A 24,854-nucleotide genomic window follows, 5' to 3' on the forward strand; every position below is an offset into this window, starting at 1 on the left:
CTCGAATGTGAGCGCAACAATGGTCGATATTCGGCCACAGTCCGAGTTCGCGATTCCTATGGTATGAGTTAGGTTGTTTTAGAAGAAGTTTGAGATCAGAGCCCGGCGAACTGCTTGCGTTGAGCTGACCAGATTGCCGGAAAGCTCGACTTGATCAGGTAATCCGTGGTCAGGCCGTCAGGCTGATCGCCCGCAGCGATGGCATCCAGAACATCAAGCGCCAGCATTGCCAGGTCGACATCATCCTGAACACGGCGCTTGGAGTTACCTTCTTCTTCCGCGATTTTTGAGAACGTTCAGCCAACAACAATCATGGCCAACCACCGGCGCGTTTTGATGACGTTGCGGACAAGTGTTTGATCGATCTGAGGAGGCGGATCAGGTGAGAATTGTGCTCTGCGTCGTTCCATCTGAATACTCGACTTCCAGAATCCAATCCTGCTCGTTGCGGCCCACATATATATATGTCGGACCATCGCCTGGCGCAGGTCGGTCTGTGGTTACGGAACAGGTGAACTGATCGACATTATCAGCGACTGTAAAGGTCTCCTGATCCACTGTGTCTTCGGCCTTCCCGTTCGCGAAAGGAAACGGTGCCCATAAGGCCGATGTGTGAACCGACACAAACCGCGCGACGTGGTCTCCGTTCGTCTCGCTGAGGTCGACCGTCGCGAAACACGCGCGGTGTTCATCGCCGGAAAGGAAAACAACATGAGAGATCTCGTTTTTTGCGATGTGAAGCAGCACCTCTTGCATCGTTGCAAGGTAGCCGTCCCAACCGTCGGAATGGATGGCGCTGAGGTTCGTTGGGTCGAGCGACGTGTCACGCTGCACGGCCCGCCTGTGGCGCGGCAGAAAGAGCGAAGGTGTGATGACGAACTTTGGCCCATCGTGGCTGCTGAGGAACGTCTTTAGCGCGGCCATATTTGTGTTCAGTGGATCAGCGTCAAACAGTTTGGCAACGCCCAGGCTGTTGACCTGCCGCCTGCTTCTATCCGTGCGTGTGTCCAGCAGGAAGAACGGGAAACCGTCAAAATCGAACTCAACCCGGTTCGCGCGCAGGCCGTGTTGGTATTTCTCGTAAGCGTCAACTGCGGTCGCAAACCAAGTGGCAGGCGGCTGTCCCGACGGCTCCCAATTGTCGACCAACTCATGATCATCGAGCAACATGTACGATGGGCCCGACCGAAGCGCGGTTCTGACCGGGTTGGCGCGCAGCCAATTCTCGTAGGGTGTGCGATAGCGGTCATCCTGATCTCTCGGGTCAAAAACCCCCGCGGTAGCATCAGAATAGATCTGGTCACCTACAAACAGCATGAAACGTGGGGCAGTCGCAGCAGGACCGCGCAGGCGATGCGCCAGACCCGCGTAGGACCTGTAGGCCGTCGGACCGTCGAACATCCCGGCGGGGTACTGACAGGATCCGAACACGAACCGCGTGGTATCTGCCCCGATTGGCGGTTTTCGATCCGGCACGATTCCATCATGCAAATCGAAACTCTGATCGCGAAGACTTTCCAGCGCGGCTGTACCAAAAACCGTAACGGGACCAAACTGCATTTCCGTGACCGCTTGCTGAATTACGCCGGTCGCCGCGGCAGGGTCGATCATCAATCGGTTGACCGTGCGCAAACCTTTATAGTTTTTGCCTTTGTCCGGTTTCTCGCCCTCTGGTCTTTCCATTGAAAGTTGGCGGGCCAACGCGTCTGCCACCGCGTCGCGCATGGCCTGAAAGCTCTCTAGCGTGATTTCGCGCGACACCACATCAGACCGCTTGCCGGTGCGATCAAATTCCTTCAGGGCCTGCCTGTTTTCGACCATGTAATAACGCGCTGCGACGACCGGCGCGAGGCCCCGCGCTTCGTCGTAGACGATAAGGATCAGTGTCGCGTTTCCGGGATTCGCAGGATCATAGTTCGGCATGACATGCGCTGCGGGAATCTCGAACGCATCCCACAAATTCTGCTCAAGCTGATCCGAACGGTACACGGCCATGGAATCGAGGATGTCGTCCTCTGTCCACGGGCCGGTCTGGTCCGGTTTCAGGATGCTGTTTCCGGAAACGTGAATCCGCAGCAATACGACCCCTTCGGGTTTGCGATGCGATGGTGCCGCGCCGATCCGAGCGATGTATTCTTCTTCGGCAACATTGTCCGGTTCCTCAAGCGTCATGATCGGCCCGATCCACGGGGGATAGGCGACTCGCTCTTCGTTTCGAACGTGATTGTTCTGGCCCACATCAGCATCAAGGAACGTTCTAATATTTTCGAACGTTTCCAATCGATCCGCGCCGATCAAACAATCTTGATGCCCCGCCCCCTCAATGATCTTGGGTGTGAGATACTGGACACCGGCATCATGCAGGATCTGCTCCATCCGATCCACCGTCGCGACATTGGACAGCCCATTGTCGCTACCATGCACGCTCAGAATCGGGATCTTTTTCAAACCTTTCTCCAGCAAATCCCGGGACACCAACGCGTTGCGGCCACGATGGTCGGTCATCAGATCATGGCGTGCAAAATGCAGGGTCGATGCAACAGTGCGCAGGCTCAGAGCACCAAAATGATCGTCGATATGGTTAAGGACCCCGTCTTCCATCCGTGCGGCAGTGAAGTCGCGCCCGTACAGCGCATCCATCCGATGCCGCGTGCGTGTCCAAGGTGTCCGCTTCCAGGGCAGGATCGGGTTCTCGATGTCAAATTCCTCTACCGGGTAAGGCAAGGTGGTGACGACACGATCCCATAGGTCGTCGGCCAGCGTCGGGTTTTCAGGCCGGAACTCGTACGCGTCAGGCAGGAATTCCAACAGATAGCGCATAACGTAGCCGCGCAGGATGTTGATGGGGGAAAACACAACAAGCGGTCCCACTTGCGTAAAGGCCATGCGCCCGATTTTCGTGAACAATGCGTCCGCCGGGGGATTCCCTTGCGCAGACTCCAAAATCGCCTGACTGACAACGATCGTGCCCATGCAATGCGCCACCACATCCACTTGCTGAGCCCCGGTGAGTTCCAATGCCTTGTCGATAACCCAATGAACATCCTGCTTTGCGATCTGCTCAAAGGCCCAAGGCTGCTTTGCCGTCTGCTTGAAGTATGGGCTCGTGCGCATGTCGGCGATCATCACGTCACGTCCGCTTTCGTACAGATGGCTTGCAATGTTCGGCGTGACGGCCTTGTGGGCAAAGGTCGTTCCGCCGGCGCTGTAACCGTGAAACATCACCACAGGGCGTTTTGTGGTGTTTGAGTTTCGATACCGGGTGATACGCACCTTACCTTCGATCAATTCATCCGATGCCGAAAGCGCTGGTTTCTCTGGCAGGATCGCTCCTTCATCAAAGTGCGGCTCTGCCGTGACGGGCAAACCGACAGAGAGTTTCAGCTTGGCAGGTGGTTCAAAATCCACCTGCGGTTCGGATGGCCATTCGTCCGGCGCGCGGAAGCTCCAGATATGGATGCCAAGCAAGAGACGCAGGAAATAGCCCAAAAAGCCGCCAAGATCGGCGATCGCCTTAACCGAGTCCGCTTGTTTCACAATGCGGAACAACGGAACGCCAATCCGCGCCAGATACGCGGTATCGAGTTTCAGAACGCGCGGATGCGCAGTATCAATTCCAGGAAACCCCTCCAACTCGATTTCCATAAGCTGACGCCAGGGGTTTCCGCGCCGATTGTAAGTGAAGCGTTTTATCCCGACGATACGGTCTCCTGACAGCGTGAAATCTCCGCCCGGTGCCGCGGTTCCAACCTGAAGATCATAGACAAATCTGCGGACCTCGCCCGCGCGACTGGCAATGGCGAAGCCAGATTTGATCCTGCTCAGAAAACCCGGCCCCGGCGGGCCGGAGCCGCCGTCAAAAGCGGCCTGATAAATGTCCCTGAGCCCGCGATTCCAGAACCAGGCGCGTCCTGCGCGCCAGATCCGACCAAGGAACCAACTGTTTTCCCGCTCCAGCACCTTGAGCGTTCCGCTAAGCGGTGCCCGGAACTTTGCCATAGCGTCGAGCTTCAGCTCTCGCACGGTCGGCGGGTCCCATTTCCTGGCCAATTGGTCCCACTCATTCTTGTCAAAAACCCTGATCTCACTCTGGATCAGTCGCTCGCCGGTCGACGTGGAAACATCGAGCATCGGAAGCCCAGGCTGCCCGGGATTCAAGCTTTGCACCGGTTTGGGCTCGAAACGCATTGTCAACTCGACAACAAACAGGCCCGGCGGTTTGCCCTGCGGAGAAAACCGGACCGGGCCGTGCAGGCGTTCTATGACCTCGACCTCGGTCGGCTCGGGCTCAACGGCATGGTCCGTCTCACGAAATACCGGGCGTTCGAACGGTTGCGATTGTGGTGCCGGGGGTTGCGCGGGATCGTATCCCCAGAATGCGGCCAGATGTCTGGCTGATCGCAGCGCCAGCGCCGCGATTGTCAGAGCCGGGTTCGTTCCAAGCGCAGTTGGAACAATCGACCCGTCCAGCACGACAAGCCCCTCATAGGCATCCGGGGAACTGTCGGACCTGAAGACCCGGCCGGTCGGGTTCACCACCCCGTCAGAGCCATGATCGGCCATTATCAGCCCCCCCAGCGGGTGAACGGTTGTAACCGGGCCGCGCTGGCCTCCGGTCAGAAACGAAAGATCTTCTGGTAAAAGCCGCCACGCCGGGTTTGCTATGAACCGCCCACCCGACCCGGTCGTCAGGTTGGAAAGGGTATCAACACCATTGACGAAGGTTGACGGTTCGTCGCCCGGCCATAGCATTCGCGCGGTTCCGTCAACCTCGAAGTCCTTGGACTTGTTCCGAACCTCAATCTCACCTTTCGCGCCATCGTCGCCCATAATAGCAAAGACAGCAGTCTGTTTGATCGACTGCGGTGGAATGGCATAACCATCATCGCTCGGGAATCCGGTTCCGTGCGAAGACCAGTCAATGTCCTGCAACGCATGGAGCGCGTTGACGGACCCGAAAACTTCACCAAAGACCACGCGAAGTGAGGCCGGAACCGAAATCTCCTGAATCAGAACGCCCTTGTCCTCGCGCAGGTCGATCACCCCGGTGATGGTCGGGCCAATATTTCGGGTCGACGGTTGAACGGCCTCATCGGCGACCGTGTTGACCTCGGAGCTTGTCGAAAAATCAGCTGCAAGCATGTCACCATTGGTCGAACAGCGTTGCCCCAGCATTTGTGCCGACAAAGCCAACCCATTCGCATGAGAACGTGCAAGGATTTCATTCGACCCCATCGTGCCAGCCGCGATGATGATTTTCGATGCCCGAATACGGGTGACCGAATTCTCGCGCAGGCGCAGGTTTTTGTCGGTGAAAACCGTGTTCGCAATCCAGTTATCCCCATCTTTTGAAACGTATAAAACAGTGCCACCGCAAAAAATCTCGGCCCCGGCCTGATGCGCTTGCACCAGCAAGCCGAGATCCAGCGATTCTTTTGCTCCAAAATTGCATCCCGTGGCACAGTCGCCGCACCTGATGCACTTCTTGAGCCGGACATTCGCTCCGTTTGTCCGGTTCGTCATGGCGACGGTAATGTCAGCCGACCGAAAGTGTGACGGTGCCATACTTTCTAGCGCCTGATGTTTTTCAAGCGGCCCGTCCGGGTGATTGCCGATCTGGTTGGGCACGCCTCCGATCCTGGCCCCCAGCATTTCTGCCGCCTCATCGTAGAAATTCTGCCACGTGGTGAAGGTCGAGAGTTCAGCTGGCCATCCGGACTGGAACCGGTCAGGAGACGGCGTTTCCATGACCCCTGCATTGATAAGCGACCCGCCGCCAAGGCCATTTGCAACAACCACATTAACCTTGGGGCCTAACCTGACATCAAAAAGCCCCTGCCGGTTGCCATCCCGTCTCAGATATGTTGGCAGTTCGGCAAGACCACTGGGAAAGGCCCCCGGCAAGTATTCGTTTCCGCGTTCCAGCACTCCAACCCGGACAAGTGACCCGCCGTTGGAGCGCCCAGCAAGGGTTGCTGCGGCCACCGCCCCACCATAACCGCTGCCGATGATGAGAACGTCGAAATGAACCTCATTATTGGGTGCGGCACTGACTTCAGCTGCAAGGTGTTCGAACCCTTTTGATATCCAGGCCGTCCGAGATTCCGTATCAAAACTACTCATTAATGAACCTGTTTGTTTGGCCCGGAAAACGATAGCGCAACGCAGTACTAGATCGGACCAGGATCCAGTTGCATCGCCGATCAATTCGGCTGGGACTCGCGAAACCACGAAGAGAAAAAGAGAGATGCGTCAGACGTCCCACTTGGCATTATAGCACATTTCCAGGCGGTCTTCGCGCGACACTACTGACCGGCGTTCCTTGGTGAAATTCACCGGTGTATTGGCTGAACATTCATAAATCGCGGATTCTGTGCAAAACTGGCCCCGGGCAGGCAGCTCGTCGATTGATCGCCTGCCAGCTTTGTTTGCACGCTGGCACGGCAGCGCGGAGACGTTTCGAGTATTGGTGGGACCGGAGGTTTGTCTTGGAAAACGCGTTGATTACGCTTGACAATCTGCTTCCTCTTTCCCTTTTGAAACGGTTGCATGGCACAGACGGTTCGCGGCCCGCAGAGGTAAACCTGTCGGGTGCAACACTCCTGATCGATGTGTCACGGTCCACAGCCCTGGTCGAGCGTGCATCACAACGCGGGCAAGCGGGGCTGGAACAGATCGGCAGGCTTCTCAACCAGTCTTACACGCGCTGCGTCGACTTGATCATTTCGCTTGATGGTGAGGTTGTCAGATTCACGGGTGATTCCATTTTGGCCTTTTGGCCGGACGACAAAGCAGGGGCACAGCGCGCTGTCGTTCAGGCCAAGCGATTTGCGGACACGATTTGCGGCCAGACTGACCTTGGCACCGAAACCCTTGGAACGGCGGAAGAAACCGCTTTCCATGCGGGCATCGGCCATGGCGACCTTAGGCTTCTGGCAGTTGGCGGCGATCCGATTTGGAACCTTGTGATCGGCGGTGATGCGCTGGATCAGGCTGCGCGCGCGCTCGACCAGACGGGCGTGGGCGAAGTCGCATTATCCGAAACGGCACAATTGGCCTATGGCAGTACCGACGAGGCAAAATGGACACCCGCTGCACCGCCTGTCAACCGCGACGTTGATCCCGACACGGACTGGCTGCTTGGATTCGTGCCCCCATCTGTGCGGAACTCGATGGAATCAGGGTACGTGCAAGGAACACCTGACCCGTCTGTCAGTTCGTCGGGCAATTCCGAGATCAGGCCCGTGTCAGTTCTCTTTGCCCGATTAACCCGCCCCGCTGAAGAGCATCCTAACGAGGTTATTGACCTGACAGACCTGCATGACCTGTGTCGCGACATACAATTAGAGCTACGCGCACGGGACGGGCCAGCAAGTGAGTTCTTCTTTGATGGGAATGGTCTGGTCTGCCTTGCCGGCTTTGGCGGGCCTGGCGTTTTCCATCGTGATGACCCGCGACGCGCACTGGACATGGCCCAGGCGATCGTCGCCCTGGCCCACCGAAGAAAGTTGCGCGCTGCCGTCGGTGTAGCAACTGGTGATGCGCTTTACAGGGTGGCGGGCAGTTCCAAAAGGCTTCAACCGATGCTGTTCGGACAGTCGGTCAACCGCGCCGCGCGTCTGATGGCGCAAGTTGACGACGACATACTGTGCGACTCACGGACACAACGGCTGGCTCGAGGTGAGTTCGAATTCACACAAAGCAGATCGCTGCAACTGACCGGCCTTGGTGAAGTTGTTCCGGTCTTTCACCCGGCTCCACGACGCCAACAGATGGAGCGCGAGACAAAACTGATCGGGCGCGGTTCGGAGCTCGAATTCCTCAATACAGCGTTTGAGCACGTCAGTTCAGGTGCAAAACGACTTGTTGTCGTCGTCGGCGAGCCGGGCACTGGCAAGACGACGCTGATCAATGCCTTTGAAGACGGTCTGAAGGAACGTGGGGCCTCGGTTTTTGTTGCGCGCGCCGAACGGGATGACCGGCGAAGCTCACTCCACGTATGGCGGCAACTGCTGCACGCCCTGACCGGTCTGCAAGATCTACGAGATGGTCAAGCTGTCTTTGACGTGATTCAGCAGCACGTTGGCGACGACGCCCGAATTGCTGCAGGCTTGCCTTTGCTCAGCGACGTGCTGGCGATCGAATTGCCTGAATCTCAAAACACGATGCACCTGTCAGGTGCCCACAGAGCCGATGCGACGATGCGTTTGATCGCCGACATCGTCGGGTTACTGGCACCGCGCCCGGTCGCGTTTGTTTTGGAGGACAGTCAATGGCTGGACTCGGCTTCTTGGCGTCTTGTCGAATGGGTTCTAACCTCTCTCGACACGCTACTGGTGGTCCTTTGCGTCCGCGCAGGTGAAATACCGCAACCCCTGTCCGATTTAAGCCGGAGCGCGGAAGAAATTGCATTGGGCGCTACGCCAAGCCCGGCTGACCTGGCGCAGTATTATCGCCGCGTCGATCTTACGGAACTGGACGAAACCTCGATGCGTCAGCTGATAACGCGGACTCTGGACGGCACGCCAGCAGGGGCGGAAATCGAACATCAGATATTGTCACTGGCAAGCGGGAACCCGTTATTTGCAGAAGAGATCGCCTTGTCGTTGAAAAGCGAGGGAATGATCTTCGAGCGTGACGGCCACTGGCAGTCGGCGCGCCCCCTGCCCGACCTCGGCTATTTCGAGGGCATCGAAAGAGTGATCCGGGAACGTTTCGAACAACTCGATGGTGCCTCTCGCGAAGTTCTGAGCGCAGCATCGATCATTGGTCGCACGTTTGCAGAACGGCCTCTGCAAGCGCTTCTGGGACACTCGGTGGCTACGGCGCTACAGCGCCTTGTCGACGCGCAACTTATCGTGCGCCAACAACAGGAAAGCCTGTACCAGTTTCGGCACGATCAGATTCGGGATGTTGTCTACAATTCGATTACCAATGATCGTCGGCGACATCTGCACAAGTCCTTGGCCACGTGGCTGGAACTGGAACAACCCGATGCGACTGCAAACGGCATCGCGACCCTGGCCCGGCATTTCGAAGCTGCGGGCGCATACGATCAGGCTGTCAAATATGCCGATAGCGCCGCGACCAGTGCATTGCGCAGTGGTGCCTATCGCGAAGTGGAATCTTTCCTCGCCATTTGTCTGGATCACGAGCCTCCGCACAGCAGTTGGACACCCGAGCAAAGGCTGCGATCGGTGACGTGGCGACGGCAGTTAGCAGAGGCGCATTATGGGCGTGGCGACATCCAGGCACAGGGCGTGGCCATTCGCTCGGCTCTTGACGTGGCGGGGCACACCGTACCGAACTCGGCCGTGTCCATTGGCCTGCACCTGGCCACACGCGGCTTGCGTATCCTAACCCGCCAAGCCTTGCCACAAAGCCGCGACTTTCGCTCAGATACTGACGGGGCGCGATGGAATGGTGAAATCGCTCGGTGCCTGAACCAGGCAGCAACCGTCGACTATTTTGAACTGAGGTTCGCGCGTGGCATGTGCAATCTGCTGGGCGCTGTTATCCGGGCAGAGTGGACCGACGTGTCTGTTGAAACGGTTTTGTCCAACTGTCAGTTGGCTGCAGGGCTTGGCATGATGGGATGGCGCAGGATGAACGCCCGACTGATGAACCGCGCCGAAGACGTGGCGATCAAACTGGAAGACCCCGCGCTGCAATCGCATGTATGTACGCTCGATGCGCTCTGGCGCGTGGGTGTTTGCGATTGGGGCATGCTCGACAAACGTATTGATCAGGCCCAAAAACTTGCACTGGAATCTGGCGATCAGCTTCGGTGGTGCAACGCGCAAGGCATTCGTTTCTGGTCGCAATACTATCGCGGCAATCTCGATGCGCTGGAAGAGACGACGCGTCTGCTTCTTCTGCGGGCGCAAAACGCCGGAAACATTCAGCAAGAAATTTGGGCGCTTCGCTGCAAGGCGCTTTACCTGCTGCATATCGACAATCCGCGTCAGGCCGTCGATCTGCTGCATGTGGCAAACACGAGCATGTCTGAATCCGCCGATATTGCAGCCCGGATTTCGGCGACAGGTGCGATGGCGCTTGCTTTGACGCGGATTGGCAAACATTCCGAAAGCTACGACGCTGCGGTGACAACCATGGAGTTCCTCGACCAGATGCGTCGGCCATCCTCACACAGCGTGATCGTCGGAATTTCGAGCGTGCTCGAAGTCCTTCTGCGCGGTCGGGAAGCGGGTTTGTGGTCAAACCAAAACGAAAAACGCGACTTGGAAGCGCGCGCGCTCGCAAAGCTGTTACGCTACAGCAAGGTCTTTCCCGTCGGAAAGGCACAGCTTGGGCTTTGGCGTGGGCTCAGCCAATTTCTGGACGGAGCCCAGGGCGAAGCGATGTCCGAATGGAAGCAAGCGCGGGACTGGGCCGACAAGCTTCAACTGCGTAAGGATGCAACATTGCTAAATGCAGAAATCCGCCGCTGGCAGACACGTTGAAACTGACTGGCCGGTTCTGAAAGGGAATTCCGCAAGACATCAGATCAACCGTGTAGTCGCTTTAGAGTTAGCCCCCCGCGATTTCCCGCCACTGGTGCAAAGCCAAGCCTTTAGGATGAAACCGAACCTGAGTTTGCAGGATGCCATTGCCGGGCCATCGGGTCGCTGATTTTCAGGCTATCCACAGCGCGGCTTGCAATTTGGTCAATGATCTCAACAAGATTGACCGGCTTCAGGTAGAAGGCAGGTACTGGCGGCATGATAATGGCCCCCATTTCGGCAACGGCCGTCATATTGCGCAGATGTGCAAGGGTCAGAGGCGCCTCGCGGGCCAACAGAACCAGCGGCCTGCGCTCCTTAAGTTGAACACTGGCGGCACGGGTCAACAGGTTATCATCCAACCCATGCGCTATGGCGGCCAGTGTGCGCATGGAACACGGCGCGACGATCATACCCGACACAGGGACGGAACCGGACGCGATCGAAGCTCCTATGTCATCTGAGGCATGAGTCCGAGAGACAAGTCGTTGCAAATCCGCAAACGCAGTGGGACCGCACTCTTGGTGTAACGTGAGCTTGGCAGCTGCACTGACAACAAGGTCTGTTTCTACACCTGCGGCCGCCAATCGCCGTGCAACCGCTGGGCCAAGAGCCGCCCCCGAGGCCCCAGATACGCCCAGAACAACCCGAATCTGCTTCATGGCTGCAACTCCGGCATTCTTTTGTTTACAAGGTTTTGCGCGAATTCCAGATCCGCTTCAGAACTGCGCATGACCGTTCCCCATTCCCGTTTCGTTTCGCTTTGAATCTTGGTCGTCGCGTCCAGGCCAATCTTTCCTGCGAGACCAGGCTCGGGTGACGCGAAATCGAGGTAATCCATTGGTGTTCTGTCTAAAGTGATCACATCGCGGCCAGGGTCCATGCGCGTAGCAAGCGCCCAGGCAATGTCATCCCAGTTTCGGGTGCTGATGTCAGCGTCGACGGCAACAATCATCTTTGTATAGCTGAATTGCGGCAGCATCCCCCACAGGGCCATCATCACGCGACGCGCCTGCCCCGGATACCGTTTATCGATGGCAACGATCGCAATGCGATAAGAACAGGCGGCTGGCGGTAACCAAAGATCGCAGATTTCAGGAATCTGCGCACGGATCGTCGGCAAAGCCAGACGATTGAACACCTCGCCAATGATCGCCGGCTCGTCCGGCGGTCGCCCGGTATAGGTGGACAGGTACAAAGGCGCTTCGCGATAAGTCACTGCGGTGACATGCATTACAGGGAATGGCTCGGCAGGATTGTAATACCCCGTGTGATCGCCAAAAGGCCCTTCAGGTGCCATTTCGTTTGGTGAAACCCATCCCTCCAGAATGATCTCGGCATCTGCCGGAACCAACATTGGAACAGTTCGTGCAGGGACTAGGCGTGGGCGGCTTTGGTTCAGCGCACCTGCAAACGTCAATTCAGACACAGTTTCCGGCAATGGCAGGGCCGCCGACAACAACGTCGCAGGGTTCGCGCCGAGGACGATTGCGACCGGCATTTTTTTATTGTTCCGCGCCCAGCCTCGGTGGTGACCAGCCCCACCGCGATGGGGCAGCCAGCGCATGATCAGGCGGTTTCGATCCAGTACCTGAACGCGATAGACACCTGCGTTATAGCCCTGCGCGGCATTGGGTTCGCTGCCATAAGGCCGAGTCAGGACAACGGGCCATGTAATCAGCGGCCCTGCGTCTTCCGGCCAGTGCGTTTGTATTGGCAGCGCGCGTAGATCCACATCAGGTCCACTGTGGCAAGCATGTTGGACAGGTGCAGTTTTGACAACCTTTGGCCGTGTGGACAGAGCCGCCTTCAGTACTGGCCACCGCGACAGCGCGTCCCGCAACCCGTCCGGAGGTGTCGGCGCCCGCAACGCAGCCAGAAAACTGCCCAGATCGTCCAACCCGTCAAGCGAAACACCCAAACCGGCGGCAACCCGTTCCGTTGTTCCAAACAAATTGGTCACAACGGGAATCGAGGACCCTCTCGCAGGGAAACCCGTTGGCTGATCAAATAGCAGGACCGGCCCCTTGGCCTCTAACACCGCTCGGTGAACGGCAGTCATCTGATGGCACACTGAAACCGGGTCAGGGATATGCCTGAATTGCCCGTTTTCGTCACACCATTTCAGAAAATGTCGAAGGCTGGGGTATTGCGGAAGGGTGCGAATGGTCTTGCTCCGTCGGTGGTTCCGATCCCCTAGCAGCGAAACCTCGGCATCGAATTGACAACCGTCAAATGCATGGCTTCGCGAACCGCTTAGGACATGTCCGTAATCACCATCTTGTGACAGCAGGAGGTCTGTTTGTCTGTTCCCCAAACCCAGATACCACTATGCCCGGTCGCTTTGGCAACCGCGCTGAGATTCGTTCCACACGCACCCCTTTCACTGTCACTGACAGCGTTCTCGCGTCGGATCGCAAAAGCTCATCCAGACATGTTTCGCAGGCTCGGGAAACACAATCGGGCCTTGTTTGTTCTGGACCCCACGGATTTGCCGGTAGTTCTGCTTCTCAAGCCAAATAATGGGCTTCCAACGATAACCGTGAGCCGAAAGCATGGGGACGGGACAGCGCGAATCTCTGGCCCTTTGGCGGCCCTGTTGGGACTGGTGCATGGGGCTTTTGATGGCGATGCACTGTTTTTTTCGCGCGACCTTGTGATTCAAGGCGACACCGCAGCGGCCTTGGCTTTGAGAAACGCGATCGATGACGCGGAATTGGACCTCGCGCACGAGGTCACTAATGTGTCTGGCCCATTGGCAAGCTCCTTGGAACAGGTAATTGCATTCGCAGAACGTCGAACTGGCCTGTGCCTGACCCGGCCGGAGGACTCTTTTTCATGGTAATGGAAATCGTCTGCCCCGCAGGCACACCCGCCGCCTTGAGAGCAGCGGTCAAGGCTGGCGCTCATACAATCTATTGCGGCTTCAATGACGAAACCAACGCGCGCAATTTTCCCGGTCTCAATTTTGACCGGACCGAGATGCGATCCGGGATCTCTTTTGCACATGAACACGGCGCCAAAGTGCTGGTCGCGATCAACACGTTTCCCCGTGCAGGCAGCGAGTCCATCTGGCATCATGCGGTGGCAGACGCAGAAACCTGCGGCGCGGATGCGGTGATCCTGGCCGATCTGGGACTGCTGGATCATACCGCGCGGAACCATCCCGGCTTGCGCAGGCATCTGTCCGTTCAGGCAGCTGCAGCCAATGCCGAAATGATCAACTTTTATGCCGAGACGTTTGGCGTCAAACGGGTGGTCTTGCCGCGTGTGCTATCCGTACACGAGATTTCCGCCATCAATGCCGAGACCGACGTCGAGACCGAGGTTTTTGTCTTCGGCGGTCTATGCGTCATGGCCGAGGGGCGATGCTCACTGTCCTCCTATGCCACAGGGCTGTCCCCAAATATGAACGGTGTCTGCTCACCGGCCAGCCACGTAGAGTATGAGGAAGATGACGGAGCTCTGGATGCCCGACTTGGCGGCTATCTGATTCATCGCGTCGAACGGAATGCGCCTGCACCATACCCAACGCTTTGCAAAGGGTGTTTTTCTGCAGGAGGAAAGGCCGGACATCTGTTCGAAGACCCCGTCAGTTTGAATGCTGAACGGTTGATCCCGCAATTGCAAAAGGCCGGTGTGATCGCCTTGAAAATCGAAGGGCGTCAACGTTCAAAATCCTATGTCGCGCAAGTCGTTCGAAACTTTCGTGCTGCAGTGGATGCATTGGATGCCGGACGTCCGCTGCCCCAGGGGATGCTCGCTCGTTTGTCCGAGGGGCAAGCCATGACAACCGGCGCATACAAAAAGACCTGGAGATAGTCTGATGGAATTGACCGTTGGCCCAAACCAGTTTTTCTGGTCAGCCGAACGCTGGGAATCCTTTTACAGCGATTTGACTCAGTCACCTGTTGACCGGGTCGTGATCGGGGAGCTGGTGTGTTCCAAACGCTTGCCGTTCTATCAAGATCGCATCCCAGAAGCCGTATCCCGACTTTTGGATGCCGGGAAAGAGGTCACGTTGACGACTCTGGCTTTGGTGACACTGAAGCGAGAGCTCAGATTGACTGCGGAGCTGGCAGACATGGGTGTCATGGTCGAGATAAACGACCTGACAGCTCTGGTGTACATCCCCAATGGGTGCGCGTTTTCCGTTGGACCGCTGGTGAACGTATATAACGAAAGCACGGTGAACTGGTTGGCATCACGAGGCGCCCGGCGCATTTGCCTGCCGCCTGAACTCCCTGTCGAGTCCGTCAAGGTTTTGGCTCAGGCCGCAAAGGACAAGGGCGTCGCGATCGAGGTATGGGGTCACGGTCGTCTGCCCCTGGCCATTTCCGGACGTTGCTATCACGCCAGACTACACGGGCGCAGCAAGGACAATTGTCAGTTCGCCTGCGAAGATGACCCGGACGGGCTTGACGTTGTGACCAGTGACGGTGTGCCATTCATGGCGATGAACGGGGTGCAGACCCTGTCGGACAGCTATGCCTGTACGGATCACCAGATTGATCTTTTACGGGATGCCGGAGTATCCGCCCTGCGCCTGTCACCGCAGGCCGACGGTTTCTTGGAGTTGTGCGATTTGTACCGGCGGCGAGTTGATGGCGTGTTGGCCCAAGGTGAATTGGGGCAGGCTATGCGCGACAAACATCCGGGTATCCGGCTGAGCGACGGTTTCCTGACGGGTCGCTGCGGTGCCGAATGGTCAGGCACTTCAGACCAGCCCCCCAAGGCGCCGTGACGCCCAAAACAGATAGCAATCGGACTCTTGCGTCTTTTTGGGCAGCACCGTACCGTCCACTGTTCCTCGCGGCTTATCTTTGCGCTTTTATTACAGTGGGCTGGTGGCCCTTGGGCGATTGGATCGGCCTACCCGGCCCAGCCTGCACTCCCGAGGTCCTCTGGCATGTCCACGAACTCATTTTCGGGTTCGCCGGGGCGGCGATTGGCGGATACATACTGACTGCACTCCCCGGTTGGACAAGGGCTTTGCCAACGCAGGGCTCATGTTTAAAAGCACTGTTTGCTCTCTGGCTGGGTGCGCGTATCGCTACAGCATTTGCCTGCACCACTTTTCCGTTTGTCCCGCTTGCGTTCAACGCCGGTTATTTCGGACTTTTGGCGGTCGTGGTTGGTCGCCACCTATGGTGCGCGCGTGCCTTCAACAAGCTCGGGTTTCTTTGCGCTATCCTTGCGCTTGGCATCAGCGAAGCCTTGTTTATGAGCGCGACTTCTTTTGGTATCCCATGGGTCGCCTTTGACATGATGCTGCCCATGACGCTTGGGGCCACAATGCTGTTGAATGGGGTCAGCTCTCGGGCCATTCCGGCCTTCACCAGCAATTGGCTGCTCAGTAAGGGGCGATCCAATACAATCCCCTTACCAATGGCCGCCTACACAATACTGACACAGTCGTTGCTGGTTGTGTGCATTCTCGCGGCGCTCAACGGTTGGAGTGTCTGTCAAAGCCTTGCGATGATCGCCACAGCACTTTTGCTGATTTGGCAAATGCGCAGATGGCAGACGCTTGACGTGCTGGCAAACCCGCTTCTGGCGGCCTTGCATCTGTCTTACCTGTGGCTGCCCATAGGGTTGCTGATCATGGGCTTGTCGGGTCTGGTATCTGATGTCTATCGCATCGAAGACGCCTTGCACGCAATCACCATAGGAGGGTTGAGCGGTTTGATCATGGCCATCTCGGGCCGAGCTGCCGCCCATACAAAAGCCGGTGACATGAATGCTCGCAATCCCTTTGTAATCGGCGTCGTGTTGGTGTGGATGTCTGCAGTGACCCGTCTGGCCTCACCGCTGCTGCCGGCCTTTCAGCTGGAAGTTCTTGCAGCCGTCGTTTGGTGCATCGGTTGGGCGGTTTTTACCGTCGGCTTTCTTCCCGCCTTGACCGGCCCCGTTCATCGACCAGCTTTTAGTGGCAAGAAATACAACCGTTTCGAAAAACCAGAGACCAATAATGCTAAATAACCTGAATTCGCATCCGACATGGGGTGAACGCTTCACCTGCCACGGCAAACATCAGTCCACCGCAAAGATGTGCGTCTCAGCAATCCGACCCGGCTGAAACAGCCGGGCCAGTCTAACTCACGCCGTTGCCGAGGTTCAGTCGTATAGAACCGCCGCGATTTTCGGGTCGTCAATGTTCGACGCGTCGTAATAGTAGAAGCCCGTATCGATCAGGTTCGGAACATCTTCACCGTTCAACGCTGAAACAGCGGCCTTGACGGTCTCATAGCCGATGCCGACCGGGTTCTGGGTGATGGCGCCCGTCATAAGCCCGCTTTTGATTGCGTCTTTCTGGGCCTTGCCGCTGTCATAGCCGATGATGACCAGACCTTCGGTGCCCAGTTCCTGAACGCCGTTGACCACACCGATGGCTGAACCCTCATTTGTGCCGAAGATACCCTTCAAATCCGGGTTCGCGGTCAGGATCGCCTTTGTCACCTCTGTCGATTTCAGATGGTCGCCCTGACCGTACTGAATCGTGACAACCTCGATATCGGGATACTTCTCAGCCATGCGATTGACGAACCCATCACGGCGGTCGATGCCTGTCCGGCTGGTCTGGTCATGTGCCACGACAGCAACCTTGCCCTTACCGCCGAGTTTTTCAGCCATCTTGTCCGCCGCAAGCCCGGCAGCCGCCAGATTGTCGGTGGTGGCGGTTGAAAGCGGGATATCGCTGTCGACACCGCTGTCAAACGCGATGATCGGAATTCCCTTTTCGTTTGCCTGCTTCAGCAACGGGATCGCGGCCTGGCTGTCCAGCGCGGCAAACCCAATTGCCTTGGGATTATTGGCCAACGCAGCCGCCAGCATGTCGATCTGGCGATCGACCATGGTTTCGTTATCCGGGCCTTCAAACGTGATGGTGACGCCATACTCGTCCGCCGCCTGCTCGGCACCCGATTTCACAGCCTGCCAGAATTGATGCTGAAATCCTTTCGAGACCAGTGGGATATAGATATCTTCCGCAGCCGCCATTGAGGCGGGTCCTGCAAGAGTGACCGCGCTTAGGGCCCCCAGAATAAATCGACGTGAAAACATTTCTCTCCTCCAGTTGGTTGATTTCGACTTTGGTGAATCGCCCTGATCACCCTGCCTTCTTGCGTCGCGCCATGTCGGCGTAGACGGCAAGGATGATGATTGCGCCGGTCACAACGGTCTGCCATTCCTGTGCAACCGACAGTACGCGCAGGCCATTGGTCAGAACCGCCATGATCAGCGCGCCAATCAATGTGCCCAGAATTGTCCCGCGCCCTCCGGACAGAGACGTGCCGCCGATGACCACGGCCGCGATGGCCTCAAGCTCGTACCCTAGACCCAATGCCGGTTGGGCCGAGTTGAGACGCGACGCAATCAGAATGCCAGCAATGCCGCAGATCGCCCCCGCCAAGGCGTAGATACGCATCTTCCACATATCGGTGTTCACGCCCGACAGCCGGACCGCCTCTTCGTTCGAGCCCAGCGCAAATGCATACCGCCCCAGCACCGTACGTCCCAGAATGTACGAGGCCGCGATGGCCACAAGGAACAGGATCAACACACCGTTGGGAATGGGCAGATTCGGGAAAATCTCGCCAATCAATGATCCGCGCGAGATCTGATCAAACCCCGGCGTGTCGTTGAAATAGATTGGGCGCGTGCCCGAAATAACAAGCGACAGCCCCTTTAGGATCAGCATCATGCCAAGCGTGGCAATGAAGGGCGGTATTTTCATCTTGGCCACAAACGTGCCCGAGCACAGACCACACAGCGCGCCTGCCGCAATGGCTGCCGCCACGCCCAACAGCAAGGGCATCCCCAGATAGGTCAGCGCTACGCCCGCAATCACGGCGCAGAAAGTCATCAGCGTGCCCAGCGAAAGGTCGATCCCACCAGTAATGATGATCAGCGTTGCCGCTACAGCGAGCACCCCATTGACCGAGGTAGCCTGCAATATGGCGATCATGTTCGAAGTCTGCATGAAATTGGGCGACGCGATCGAAAAGCCGATCAGCAATACGATCAGGCTGGCGAAGGCCAGCAGCTTTTGGTAGGCGCCGCTTTCCGACAGACCCGCGAGGGGTTTCTTCTTGTCGACATCCGTTGCTGTGGTCATTGCAGTGTCCCTGTTACCTGCATCGCTGCGGCGCGTTGTGTGGCCAGATGCATTATGTCTTCCTGAGTGGTGTTTCTTCCTCCGGGAAGAATGCCGGTCAGGCGGCCTTCGCACATCACCGCGATGCGATGGCTGAGGCGCATGATCTCGGGCAATTCGGACGAGATCACGATGATGGTCTTTCCCTGCTCTGCCAGGTCTTCGAGCAGCTTGTAGATCTCGGATTTCGCCCCTACGTCGATGCCGCGTGTCGGTTCATCAAAGATCAGAATGTCGCAATCGCGCAGCAACCATTTGGCGATAACGACTTTTTGCTGGTTGCCGCCCGACAACAGCCTGACCTCTTGCATGTCCGAGGGCGTGCGGATGCCCAACTGGCTGATATAGCTTTTGGCTGTAGAACTGATTTCACTGTCGTTGAGAACACCGCCCGCGCCGGTGAACATATCCATCGAGGCCAGCGCGATGTTGTCGCGCACGTTCATGCCAGTGGCGAGGCCAAAGTGCTTGCGATCCTCGGACAGGTACCCGATCCCTGCTTTGACCGCGTCGGAAGGGGACTTGATCGTAACCACCTTGCCGTGCACCCGGATTTCTCCGCCATCCTTTGGGTCAGCGCCAAATATCGCGCGTGCAACCTCGGTTCGACCCGCCCCCATCAGGCCCGCAAAACCGAGGATTTCCCCCTTCTGCATCGCAAAGCTGACTTCGTGAATCTCATTGTCACGGCTCAGCCCCGTGACTTGTAGAGACACCTCGGCATCGTCCAGATTTGGCGGATCCAGCGGCTCTTCCTTGACTTCGCGACCCACCATCATGGCGATGATCTGGCTGATCGGCGTGTCCGCGGCCCCCACTGTGCCAACATATTCGCCATCCCGCATCACCGTCACGCGATCCGAGATCTGTTTCAGCTCGTCCATCTTGTGACTGATGTAAACGATCCCCACGCCTTCGGCCTTGAGGCGTCGGATGATCACAAACAATTCTGCGATCTCGGCGTCGTTCAGCGCCGCAGTCGGCTCATCCATGATCAGAACCTTGGAGCGGAAAGATAAGGCTTTGGCGATCTCGACCATCTGCTGTTTGGCGATGGTCAGACTGCCCACCAGAGCTTTTGGATCAAGGTTCAGGTTCATCGAGGCAAAAATACCGGCTGTCTGCGCGTTCAACGCGACCTCATCCAGGCGACCAAAGCTCTTGCGTGGCTCGCGCCCGATAAAGATATTCTGCGCCACAGTCAGATCATTCATCAGGCTCAGTTCTTGATGAATAATGCCGATGCCCAGATCCTGCGCCTCGCGCGGGGTTGTGGGACTGACCTCGCGCCCTTCGACTTTCAGGACTCCTTCGTCACGCTGATAAATGCCCGACAAAACTTTCATCAAAGTGCTTTTGCCAGCCCCGTTCTCGCCCATCAGTGCGTGAACTTCGCCCGGCTCCAGATCGAACTGCACAGATTTCAGCGCGTGCACGCCGGGGAAGAACTTTTCGATCCCCGCCATTTCGACCAACTTAGACATGTTTCCTCCCATTTGCCCCTCTCCCCAGGGGCTGCGCGCGGGTTACATCACCGCGCCAATTTGCCAGGGCACGAATTCCACGCCCCCGAAGCCAAGCTCCTCACTTTTGGTTTTCTCGCCCGAGGCGACACGGATCAGAATTTCGAACAGTTCCTCGCCCTTGGCTTCGATGCTGACACCGTCGGTAACGATGTCGCCACAGTTCAGGTCCATGTCCTCGGACATGCGCGCATACATTTCGGAATTGGTGGCGAGCTTGATGCAGGGCGTGGGCTGATAGCCTGAAACCGAGCCGCGCCCCGTAGTGAACACGATCAGGTTCGCCCCCGAGGCCACCTGCCCCGTGACTGAACATGGATCGAAGCCGGGGCTGTCCATGAAAACAAAACCGCGCTTGTTGATTTGTTCGCCAAACTTGTAAACGGCGCGCAGCGGCGCGGTGCCGCCTTTGGCGACTGCCCCCAACGATTTTTCAAGGATCGTCGTCAAACCGCCGCGCTTGTTGCCGGGGCTTGGGTTATTGTCCATCTCACCGCCATTGCGAGCGGTGTAGTCTTCCCACCAGTGGATGCGTTCGATCAACTTCTCGCCGACTTCAACGGTTTCGGCCCGTCGGGTCAGCAGATGTTCCGCTCCGTAGATCTCTGAGGTTTCCGACAGGATCGTTGTCCCACCATGGCGCACCAGAATGTCCGAGGCATAGCCCAAGGCCGGGTTCGCCGTGATGCCGGAATAGCCGTCTGAACCGCCGCACTGCATCCCGACGGTAAGCGCACTGACCGGCGCCGGAGCACGCTGTACCTGGCTGGCCAGTTCGGCAATACCGCGCAGTTCGTCCAGCCCACGCTCGATAGTGCGACGGGTGCCGCCCTCGTTCTGAATGGTCATATACCGTAACACGCCGTCTGGGCGGATCGGACGACCGCCGACAAGATCCGCCACCTGCATGACCTCGCACCCAAGCCCGATCAAAAGGATACCCCCGAAATTCGGGTGTTGGGCATATCCGGCAAGCGTGCGGAGTAAGGTTGCATAGCCTTCGTCCTTGCCCGACATCCCGCAGCCAGTGCCATGCACGATCGGCACCACACCATCGACATTGGGAAAGCTGTCCAACAATCCGGATTTCCCGGCTGCTTCTGCAATGAACCGCGCAACCGAGCCAGAGCAATTCACTGTGGTCAGAATCCCTATGTAATTCCGAGTTCCCACCTTGCCGCCGGTCCGGAAGTAACCATCGAACGTCCGCGCCTCTGATCTTCCGGGTAGCGGCTTGTTTGCGCTGGCATGGGCATAGTCCTGTTGGTGCGCGCCCATACCCAGATTGTGTACGTGGATATGTTCGCCAGGGGCAACATCACACTTTGCCTGACCGATGATCTGGCCGTAGCGAACGATGTTTTCACCGGCACGAACCGGAGCCACCGCAATCTTGTGCCCGCGCGCGACCGATTTGGTCAAAGGCACAGGGACGAGCTCAGGCTGCTCACCAGCTTGAAGGTCCCGCAGGGCGATAACGATGTTGTCCTGCGGATTCAGCTTTACGACGTCGCGCGCTGCACCGTTCAAAACACCTATGCCGCCACTTGCCTTCATCATCTTCCCTTATTGTCTGGCTCCTTTTGCTAAGTGGAATCTCACCTCTTGTCAACTAACATGTTAGAATGCTAAATATCAAAACATGAACAAACCCAATGATATTGATGCCACCCTGCTGCCCGAAATCACGTCGACCGATGGGACCCTGACCCAGCGAGTCCACAGCGCCTTGAAGCAGGCGATTCTGGCGCTCGACTTCCCGCCCGGCGCGACCCTGCGCAAAGCCCCGGTATGCGAACGACTTGGCGTATCGCGCGCACCGGTCGCCGACGCGATTGCACGTCTTGCCTCTGAAGGCTTGGTGGATGTTGTGCCTCAGTCAGGCACGCGCGTTTCCTATTTTTCGATGGAAGAAATTCGCGAAGGTGTCTTCCTGCGTGAGGCGCTGGAGCTTGCGACGGTTGCAAAGGTCGCGCGGGATCTGACCGACGATCAACGCAAGCGGCTCAGCCGCAATATGCGCCTACAGGAACTGCTGATCGAAGATGATGATATTCCCGGTTTCTATCAGGCGGATGAAGAATTCCACGGCCTGCTGATGGAATTTACCGGTTTCCGTCGCCTCAACGACGTGGCGCAAACAGTTTCCCTTCAGGTCAGCCGTGCACGGATGTTGTTGCTGCCGACACCTGGCCGCATTGCCGAGACTTTGGCCGAACATCGTGCAGTCTTTGAAGCGATCAGCAAACATGACGAACAGGGTTCAAAGGACGCCATGCGCACACATTTGCGCCAATTGATGCCCCGCATCGAAAAGTTGGAGCAGCAAAAACCAGATCTGTTCAACCTCACCCCGCAGCCGCACAGCGAGGAAGTATGACCGTTTCCCAGGCAGAATTGCTCAACTCACGGACCACGCGACCTGTGCACCTGACCCGCATGGGGTTCGGCGGCGCACCGCTGGGAAATCTGTATCGCAAGGTCTCGGACGAAGATGCGCAAGCTGCATTGCAAGCCGCCTATGACGCAGGCATCCGGTTTTTCGACACCGCCCCTCAATACGGGCTCGGCCGGTCCGAGCATCGGTTTGGCGAAGCAATCACCCGCTTTGGTCGCGAGAACATTCAACTGTCGACTAAAATCGGACGACTGCTGCTGGACTGCAAACCGCACGAGGTCACGCCAGAGGCTTTTGTGGATGTGCCGCAGAAACGTATCGTGTTTGATTACACCTATGACGGGGTAATGCGGTCGTATGAAGCCAGTCGCGCGCGGCTCGGCGTGTCCAATGTGGACATTCTGTTGGTTCATGATGTCTGTGTCTTCAGTCAGGGCAGCCAGGAAATGTCAGACACCAAGGTGCGCGAACTGTTTGATGGCGGTGGCTACAGGGCTCTGGTTGAACTGCGCGAAGCCGGTGAAATCGCGGCGATCGGCGCAGGCGTGAATGAATGGCAGGTTTGTGAAAAGCTTCTGGGATTGGGAGATTTTGACGGGTTCCTTTTGGCTGGACGCTATACCCTGCTGGAACAGGAAGCGTTGGATAGCTTCTTGCCACTTTGTCAGAAGCGCGATGTCGGGATCATTCTGGGCGGTCCTTATAATTCGGGCATTCTGGCCACCGGTGCAGTGCCCGGGGCCAAGTACAATTATGCTGACGCTCCAGAGGACATTCTGGATCGCGTTCGAAAGATCGAGGATGTCTGTACAGCACATAACACGCCGCTGATCGCGGCAGCGCTGCAATTTGTTTTGGGCCATCCCTGCGTCAAGACAGTGGTTCCCGGTGCGGTCAGTGCAGCCGAAGTGCAGGCGAATGTTGCCTTGCTGGACCGCGATATCCCGATGGCGCTTTGGTCCGACCTGCGTGCCGAGGGCTTGATCCGCCCAGACGCGCCGCTGCCTGATGAGGCCGCATATGCTGCGTAATATCGACCCGGTCCTGTCACCCGAGCTGCTTTATGCGCTGCGGGCCATGGGCCACGGGGATGAGATTGTGATCACCGATGCCAATTTCCCCGGCTCCAGTATCGGTACTGACTGCATCCGGGCCGATGGCTCTTCGGCCAGTGACATCTTACGGGCCGTTCTCTCAGTGATGCCGCTGGACACATTCGTTTCCGATCCGGCACTGACAATGCAGGTGGTCAACGACCCGCGGGCTGTACCCGATGCTGTCGCGGATTTTCAACGTATCATAGACTCAACCGCCGACAATCCGGTCAAGATCCAATGTCTGGAGAGGTTCGCTTTCTACGAGCGCGCCGCTACCGCCTTTGCCGTCGTTCAGACAGGTGAACGCAGGCTCTATGGCAATATCATGCTGAAAAAGGGCGTGATCGGATGAGGATCGACGCACATCAGCATTTCTGGGCATTGGCGCGGGATGATTATGGTTGGTTGACGCCTGAACTGGAGGCTATTTATCGAGATTTCACGCCAGCCGATCTGGTCCCTTTGCTGGAAGCGGCAAGGATTGACGGCACGGTTCTGGTTCAAGCGGCACCAACTGTGGCCGAGACAGAATATATGCTGTCACTGGCCGATCAAACTTCGTTCATCAAAGGTGTTGTCGGCTGGGTCGATTTTGAGGCCACTGACGCGCCAGCACAAATTGCGGCACTGGCTGACCATCCGGCTCTGGTCGGCCTGCGCCCGATGATCCAGGACATCTCTGATCCGTTATGGATGCTTGAGGATACCCTGACGCCCGCCTTCGAAGCACTGCAACACCACGCCCTGACGTTTGACACCCTAACCCTACCCGAACATCTTGGGTCGCTTAGAACTCTTTTGACGCGGCACCCCGAGATGAAGGTGGTCATAGACCACGCCTCGAAACCTCTGATCCGGGACGTGATGATTGAAGATTGGGCCAACGACATGGCGTCGCTGGCGCAAGAGACAAACGCCTGGTGCAAGCTATCGGGACTTGTCACCGAAGCAAAACCGGATTGGACCGTTGACGATCTGCGGCCCTATGTGGATCACCTATTGAACTGCTTCGGCCCGTCTCGTCTGATCTGGGGCAGTGACTGGCCGGTCTGTACTTTGGCCAGCAGTTATGAACGCTGGTTTGAGACCACCGATGTGCTGCTTGGCTCAATGAGCAGTGCCGATCGCCAGGCTATTCTGGGCGGCAACGCAGCGCGCGCCTATAACCTCAGGGATTGA

The 24,854-nt window shown here is 57.4% G+C and carries 17 protein-coding genes; 9 read left to right on the forward strand and 8 right to left on the reverse strand.

Features of this window, described 5'->3' with window-relative positions; translation table 11 throughout:
* Window positions 1-95: 95 nt before the first annotated feature.
* Together AC2FLD_RS18385 and AC2FLD_RS18390 are read right to left on the reverse strand one after the other, a co-directional pair.
* The gene (locus AC2FLD_RS18385; RefSeq protein WP_496672234.1) at window positions 96-227 is read right to left on the reverse strand and encodes a hypothetical protein; all 132 of its coding nucleotides are present in this window, start codon (window positions 225-227) and stop codon (window positions 96-98) included.
* 151 nt (window positions 228-378) lie between these two features.
* Complete coding sequence (locus AC2FLD_RS18390; protein WP_496672231.1) at window positions 379-6,123, reverse strand: alpha/beta fold hydrolase; 5,745 nt, start codon at window positions 6,121-6,123, stop codon at window positions 379-381.
* Window positions 6,124-6,488: 365 nt separating this feature from the next.
* Here AC2FLD_RS18390 and AC2FLD_RS18395 point away from each other — a divergent pair, with 365 nt between their 5' ends.
* Complete coding sequence (locus AC2FLD_RS18395; RefSeq protein WP_496672228.1) at window positions 6,489-10,463, forward strand: AAA family ATPase; 3,975 nt, start codon at window positions 6,489-6,491, stop codon at window positions 10,461-10,463.
* A 110-nt stretch (window positions 10,464-10,573) separates the two neighbouring features.
* On the opposite strand, the gene AC2FLD_RS18400 is transcribed toward AC2FLD_RS18395, so the two are convergent.
* Window positions 10,574-11,155 (reverse strand): UbiX family flavin prenyltransferase, encoded by a 582-nt coding sequence (locus AC2FLD_RS18400; protein ID WP_496672308.1) that lies wholly within the window; start codon window positions 11,153-11,155, stop codon window positions 10,574-10,576.
* Between the two features lie 5 nt (window positions 11,156-11,160).
* Entirely contained in the window at window positions 11,161-12,669 is a 1,509-nt protein-coding gene (locus tag AC2FLD_RS18405; RefSeq protein WP_496672305.1) for a UbiD family decarboxylase, read from the reverse strand.
* 177 nt (window positions 12,670-12,846) lie between these two features.
* Here AC2FLD_RS18405 and ubiT point away from each other — a divergent pair, with 177 nt between their 5' ends.
* Genes ubiT through AC2FLD_RS18425 form a run of 4 tightly spaced genes read left to right on the forward strand, consistent with a single transcriptional unit; the run spans window position 12,847 to window position 16,484 of the window.
* The gene (gene ubiT / locus AC2FLD_RS18410) at window positions 12,847-13,347 is read left to right on the forward strand and encodes a ubiquinone anaerobic biosynthesis accessory factor UbiT (protein ID WP_496803728.1); all 501 of its coding nucleotides are present in this window, start codon (window positions 12,847-12,849) and stop codon (window positions 13,345-13,347) included.
* Window positions 13,347-14,324 (forward strand): ubiquinone anaerobic biosynthesis protein UbiU, encoded by a 978-nt coding sequence (gene ubiU / locus AC2FLD_RS18415; protein WP_496672302.1) that lies wholly within the window; start codon window positions 13,347-13,349, stop codon window positions 14,322-14,324. Before ubiT ends, ubiU begins: the two co-directional genes overlap by 1 nt.
* A gap of 4 nt (window positions 14,325-14,328) precedes the next feature.
* Window positions 14,329-15,246, forward strand: a complete 918-nt coding sequence (gene ubiV / locus AC2FLD_RS18420) for a ubiquinone anaerobic biosynthesis protein UbiV (RefSeq protein WP_496672223.1) — start codon at window positions 14,329-14,331, stop codon at window positions 15,244-15,246.
* A complete protein-coding gene (locus AC2FLD_RS18425; RefSeq protein ID WP_496672219.1) occupies window positions 15,207-16,484 on the forward strand; it encodes an NnrS family protein in 1,278 nt (425 codons plus the stop codon). Before ubiV ends, AC2FLD_RS18425 begins: the two co-directional genes overlap by 40 nt.
* A gap of 135 nt (window positions 16,485-16,619) precedes the next feature.
* On the opposite strand, the gene AC2FLD_RS18430 is transcribed toward AC2FLD_RS18425, so the two are convergent.
* Genes AC2FLD_RS18430 through AC2FLD_RS18445 form a run of 4 tightly spaced genes read right to left on the reverse strand, consistent with a single transcriptional unit; the run spans window position 16,620 to window position 21,737 of the window.
* Window positions 16,620-17,564: an ABC transporter substrate-binding protein gene (locus AC2FLD_RS18430; protein WP_496672216.1), complete on the reverse strand. Its 945-nt coding sequence runs from the start codon at window positions 17,562-17,564 to the stop codon at window positions 16,620-16,622.
* Between the two features lie 46 nt (window positions 17,565-17,610).
* A complete protein-coding gene (locus AC2FLD_RS18435) occupies window positions 17,611-18,618 on the reverse strand; it encodes an ABC transporter permease (protein ID WP_496672213.1) in 1,008 nt (335 codons plus the stop codon).
* The gene (locus tag AC2FLD_RS18440) at window positions 18,615-20,141 is read right to left on the reverse strand and encodes a sugar ABC transporter ATP-binding protein (RefSeq protein ID WP_496672210.1); all 1,527 of its coding nucleotides are present in this window, start codon (window positions 20,139-20,141) and stop codon (window positions 18,615-18,617) included. Before AC2FLD_RS18440 ends, AC2FLD_RS18435 begins: the two co-directional genes overlap by 4 nt.
* A gap of 42 nt (window positions 20,142-20,183) precedes the next feature.
* Complete coding sequence (locus tag AC2FLD_RS18445; RefSeq protein WP_496672300.1) at window positions 20,184-21,737, reverse strand: UxaA family hydrolase; 1,554 nt, start codon at window positions 21,735-21,737, stop codon at window positions 20,184-20,186.
* Between the two features lie 85 nt (window positions 21,738-21,822).
* Between AC2FLD_RS18445 and AC2FLD_RS18450 the strand changes: the two genes are divergently transcribed.
* The 4 genes from AC2FLD_RS18450 to AC2FLD_RS18465 are packed head-to-tail and all read left to right on the forward strand — an operon-like array spanning window position 21,823 to window position 24,854.
* A complete protein-coding gene (locus AC2FLD_RS18450; protein WP_496672208.1) occupies window positions 21,823-22,560 on the forward strand; it encodes a GntR family transcriptional regulator in 738 nt (245 codons plus the stop codon).
* Window positions 22,557-23,609 (forward strand): aldo/keto reductase, encoded by a 1,053-nt coding sequence (locus AC2FLD_RS18455; RefSeq protein WP_496672205.1) that lies wholly within the window; start codon window positions 22,557-22,559, stop codon window positions 23,607-23,609. The genes AC2FLD_RS18450 and AC2FLD_RS18455 overlap by 4 nt, the downstream gene beginning before the upstream one ends.
* Complete coding sequence (locus AC2FLD_RS18460) at window positions 23,599-24,027, forward strand: RbsD/FucU family protein (protein WP_496672202.1); 429 nt, start codon at window positions 23,599-23,601, stop codon at window positions 24,025-24,027. The genes AC2FLD_RS18455 and AC2FLD_RS18460 overlap by 11 nt, the downstream gene beginning before the upstream one ends.
* On the forward strand, window positions 24,024-24,854 hold the full coding sequence (locus AC2FLD_RS18465; protein WP_496672200.1) for an amidohydrolase family protein: 831 nt from the start codon (window positions 24,024-24,026) through the stop codon (window positions 24,852-24,854). The genes AC2FLD_RS18460 and AC2FLD_RS18465 overlap by 4 nt, the downstream gene beginning before the upstream one ends.

The sequence above is a fragment of the Ruegeria sp. CDSA021 genome (assembly GCF_059612325.1).

Excerpts from the sequence above, each read along its gene's own strand:
- AC2FLD_RS18385 (WP_496672234.1), bottom strand. The coding sequence starts at position 227 with ATGCTGGCGCTTGATGTTCTGGATGCCATCGCTGCGGGCGATCAGCCT.
- AC2FLD_RS18390 (WP_496672231.1), bottom strand. The coding sequence starts at position 6,123 with ATGAGTAGTTTTGATACGGAATCTCGGACGGCCTGGATATCAAAAGGG.
- ubiU (WP_496672302.1), top strand. The coding sequence starts at position 13,347 with ATGGAAATCGTCTGCCCCGCAGGCACACCCGCCGCCTTGAGAGCAGCG.
- ubiV (WP_496672223.1), top strand. The coding sequence starts at position 14,329 with ATGGAATTGACCGTTGGCCCAAACCAGTTTTTCTGGTCAGCCGAACGC.
- AC2FLD_RS18425 (WP_496672219.1), top strand. The coding sequence starts at position 15,207 with ATGGTCAGGCACTTCAGACCAGCCCCCCAAGGCGCCGTGACGCCCAAA.
- AC2FLD_RS18430 (WP_496672216.1), bottom strand. The coding sequence starts at position 17,564 with ATGTTTTCACGTCGATTTATTCTGGGGGCCCTAAGCGCGGTCACTCTT.
- AC2FLD_RS18435 (WP_496672213.1), bottom strand. The coding sequence starts at position 18,618 with ATGACCACAGCAACGGATGTCGACAAGAAGAAACCCCTCGCGGGTCTG.
- AC2FLD_RS18440 (WP_496672210.1), bottom strand. The coding sequence starts at position 20,141 with ATGTCTAAGTTGGTCGAAATGGCGGGGATCGAAAAGTTCTTCCCCGGC.
- AC2FLD_RS18445 (WP_496672300.1), bottom strand. The coding sequence starts at position 21,737 with ATGAAGGCAAGTGGCGGCATAGGTGTTTTGAACGGTGCAGCGCGCGAC.
- AC2FLD_RS18450 (WP_496672208.1), top strand. The coding sequence starts at position 21,823 with ATGAACAAACCCAATGATATTGATGCCACCCTGCTGCCCGAAATCACG.
- AC2FLD_RS18455 (WP_496672205.1), top strand. The coding sequence starts at position 22,557 with ATGACCGTTTCCCAGGCAGAATTGCTCAACTCACGGACCACGCGACCT.
- AC2FLD_RS18460 (WP_496672202.1), top strand. The coding sequence starts at position 23,599 with ATGCTGCGTAATATCGACCCGGTCCTGTCACCCGAGCTGCTTTATGCG.
- AC2FLD_RS18465 (WP_496672200.1), top strand. The coding sequence starts at position 24,024 with ATGAGGATCGACGCACATCAGCATTTCTGGGCATTGGCGCGGGATGAT.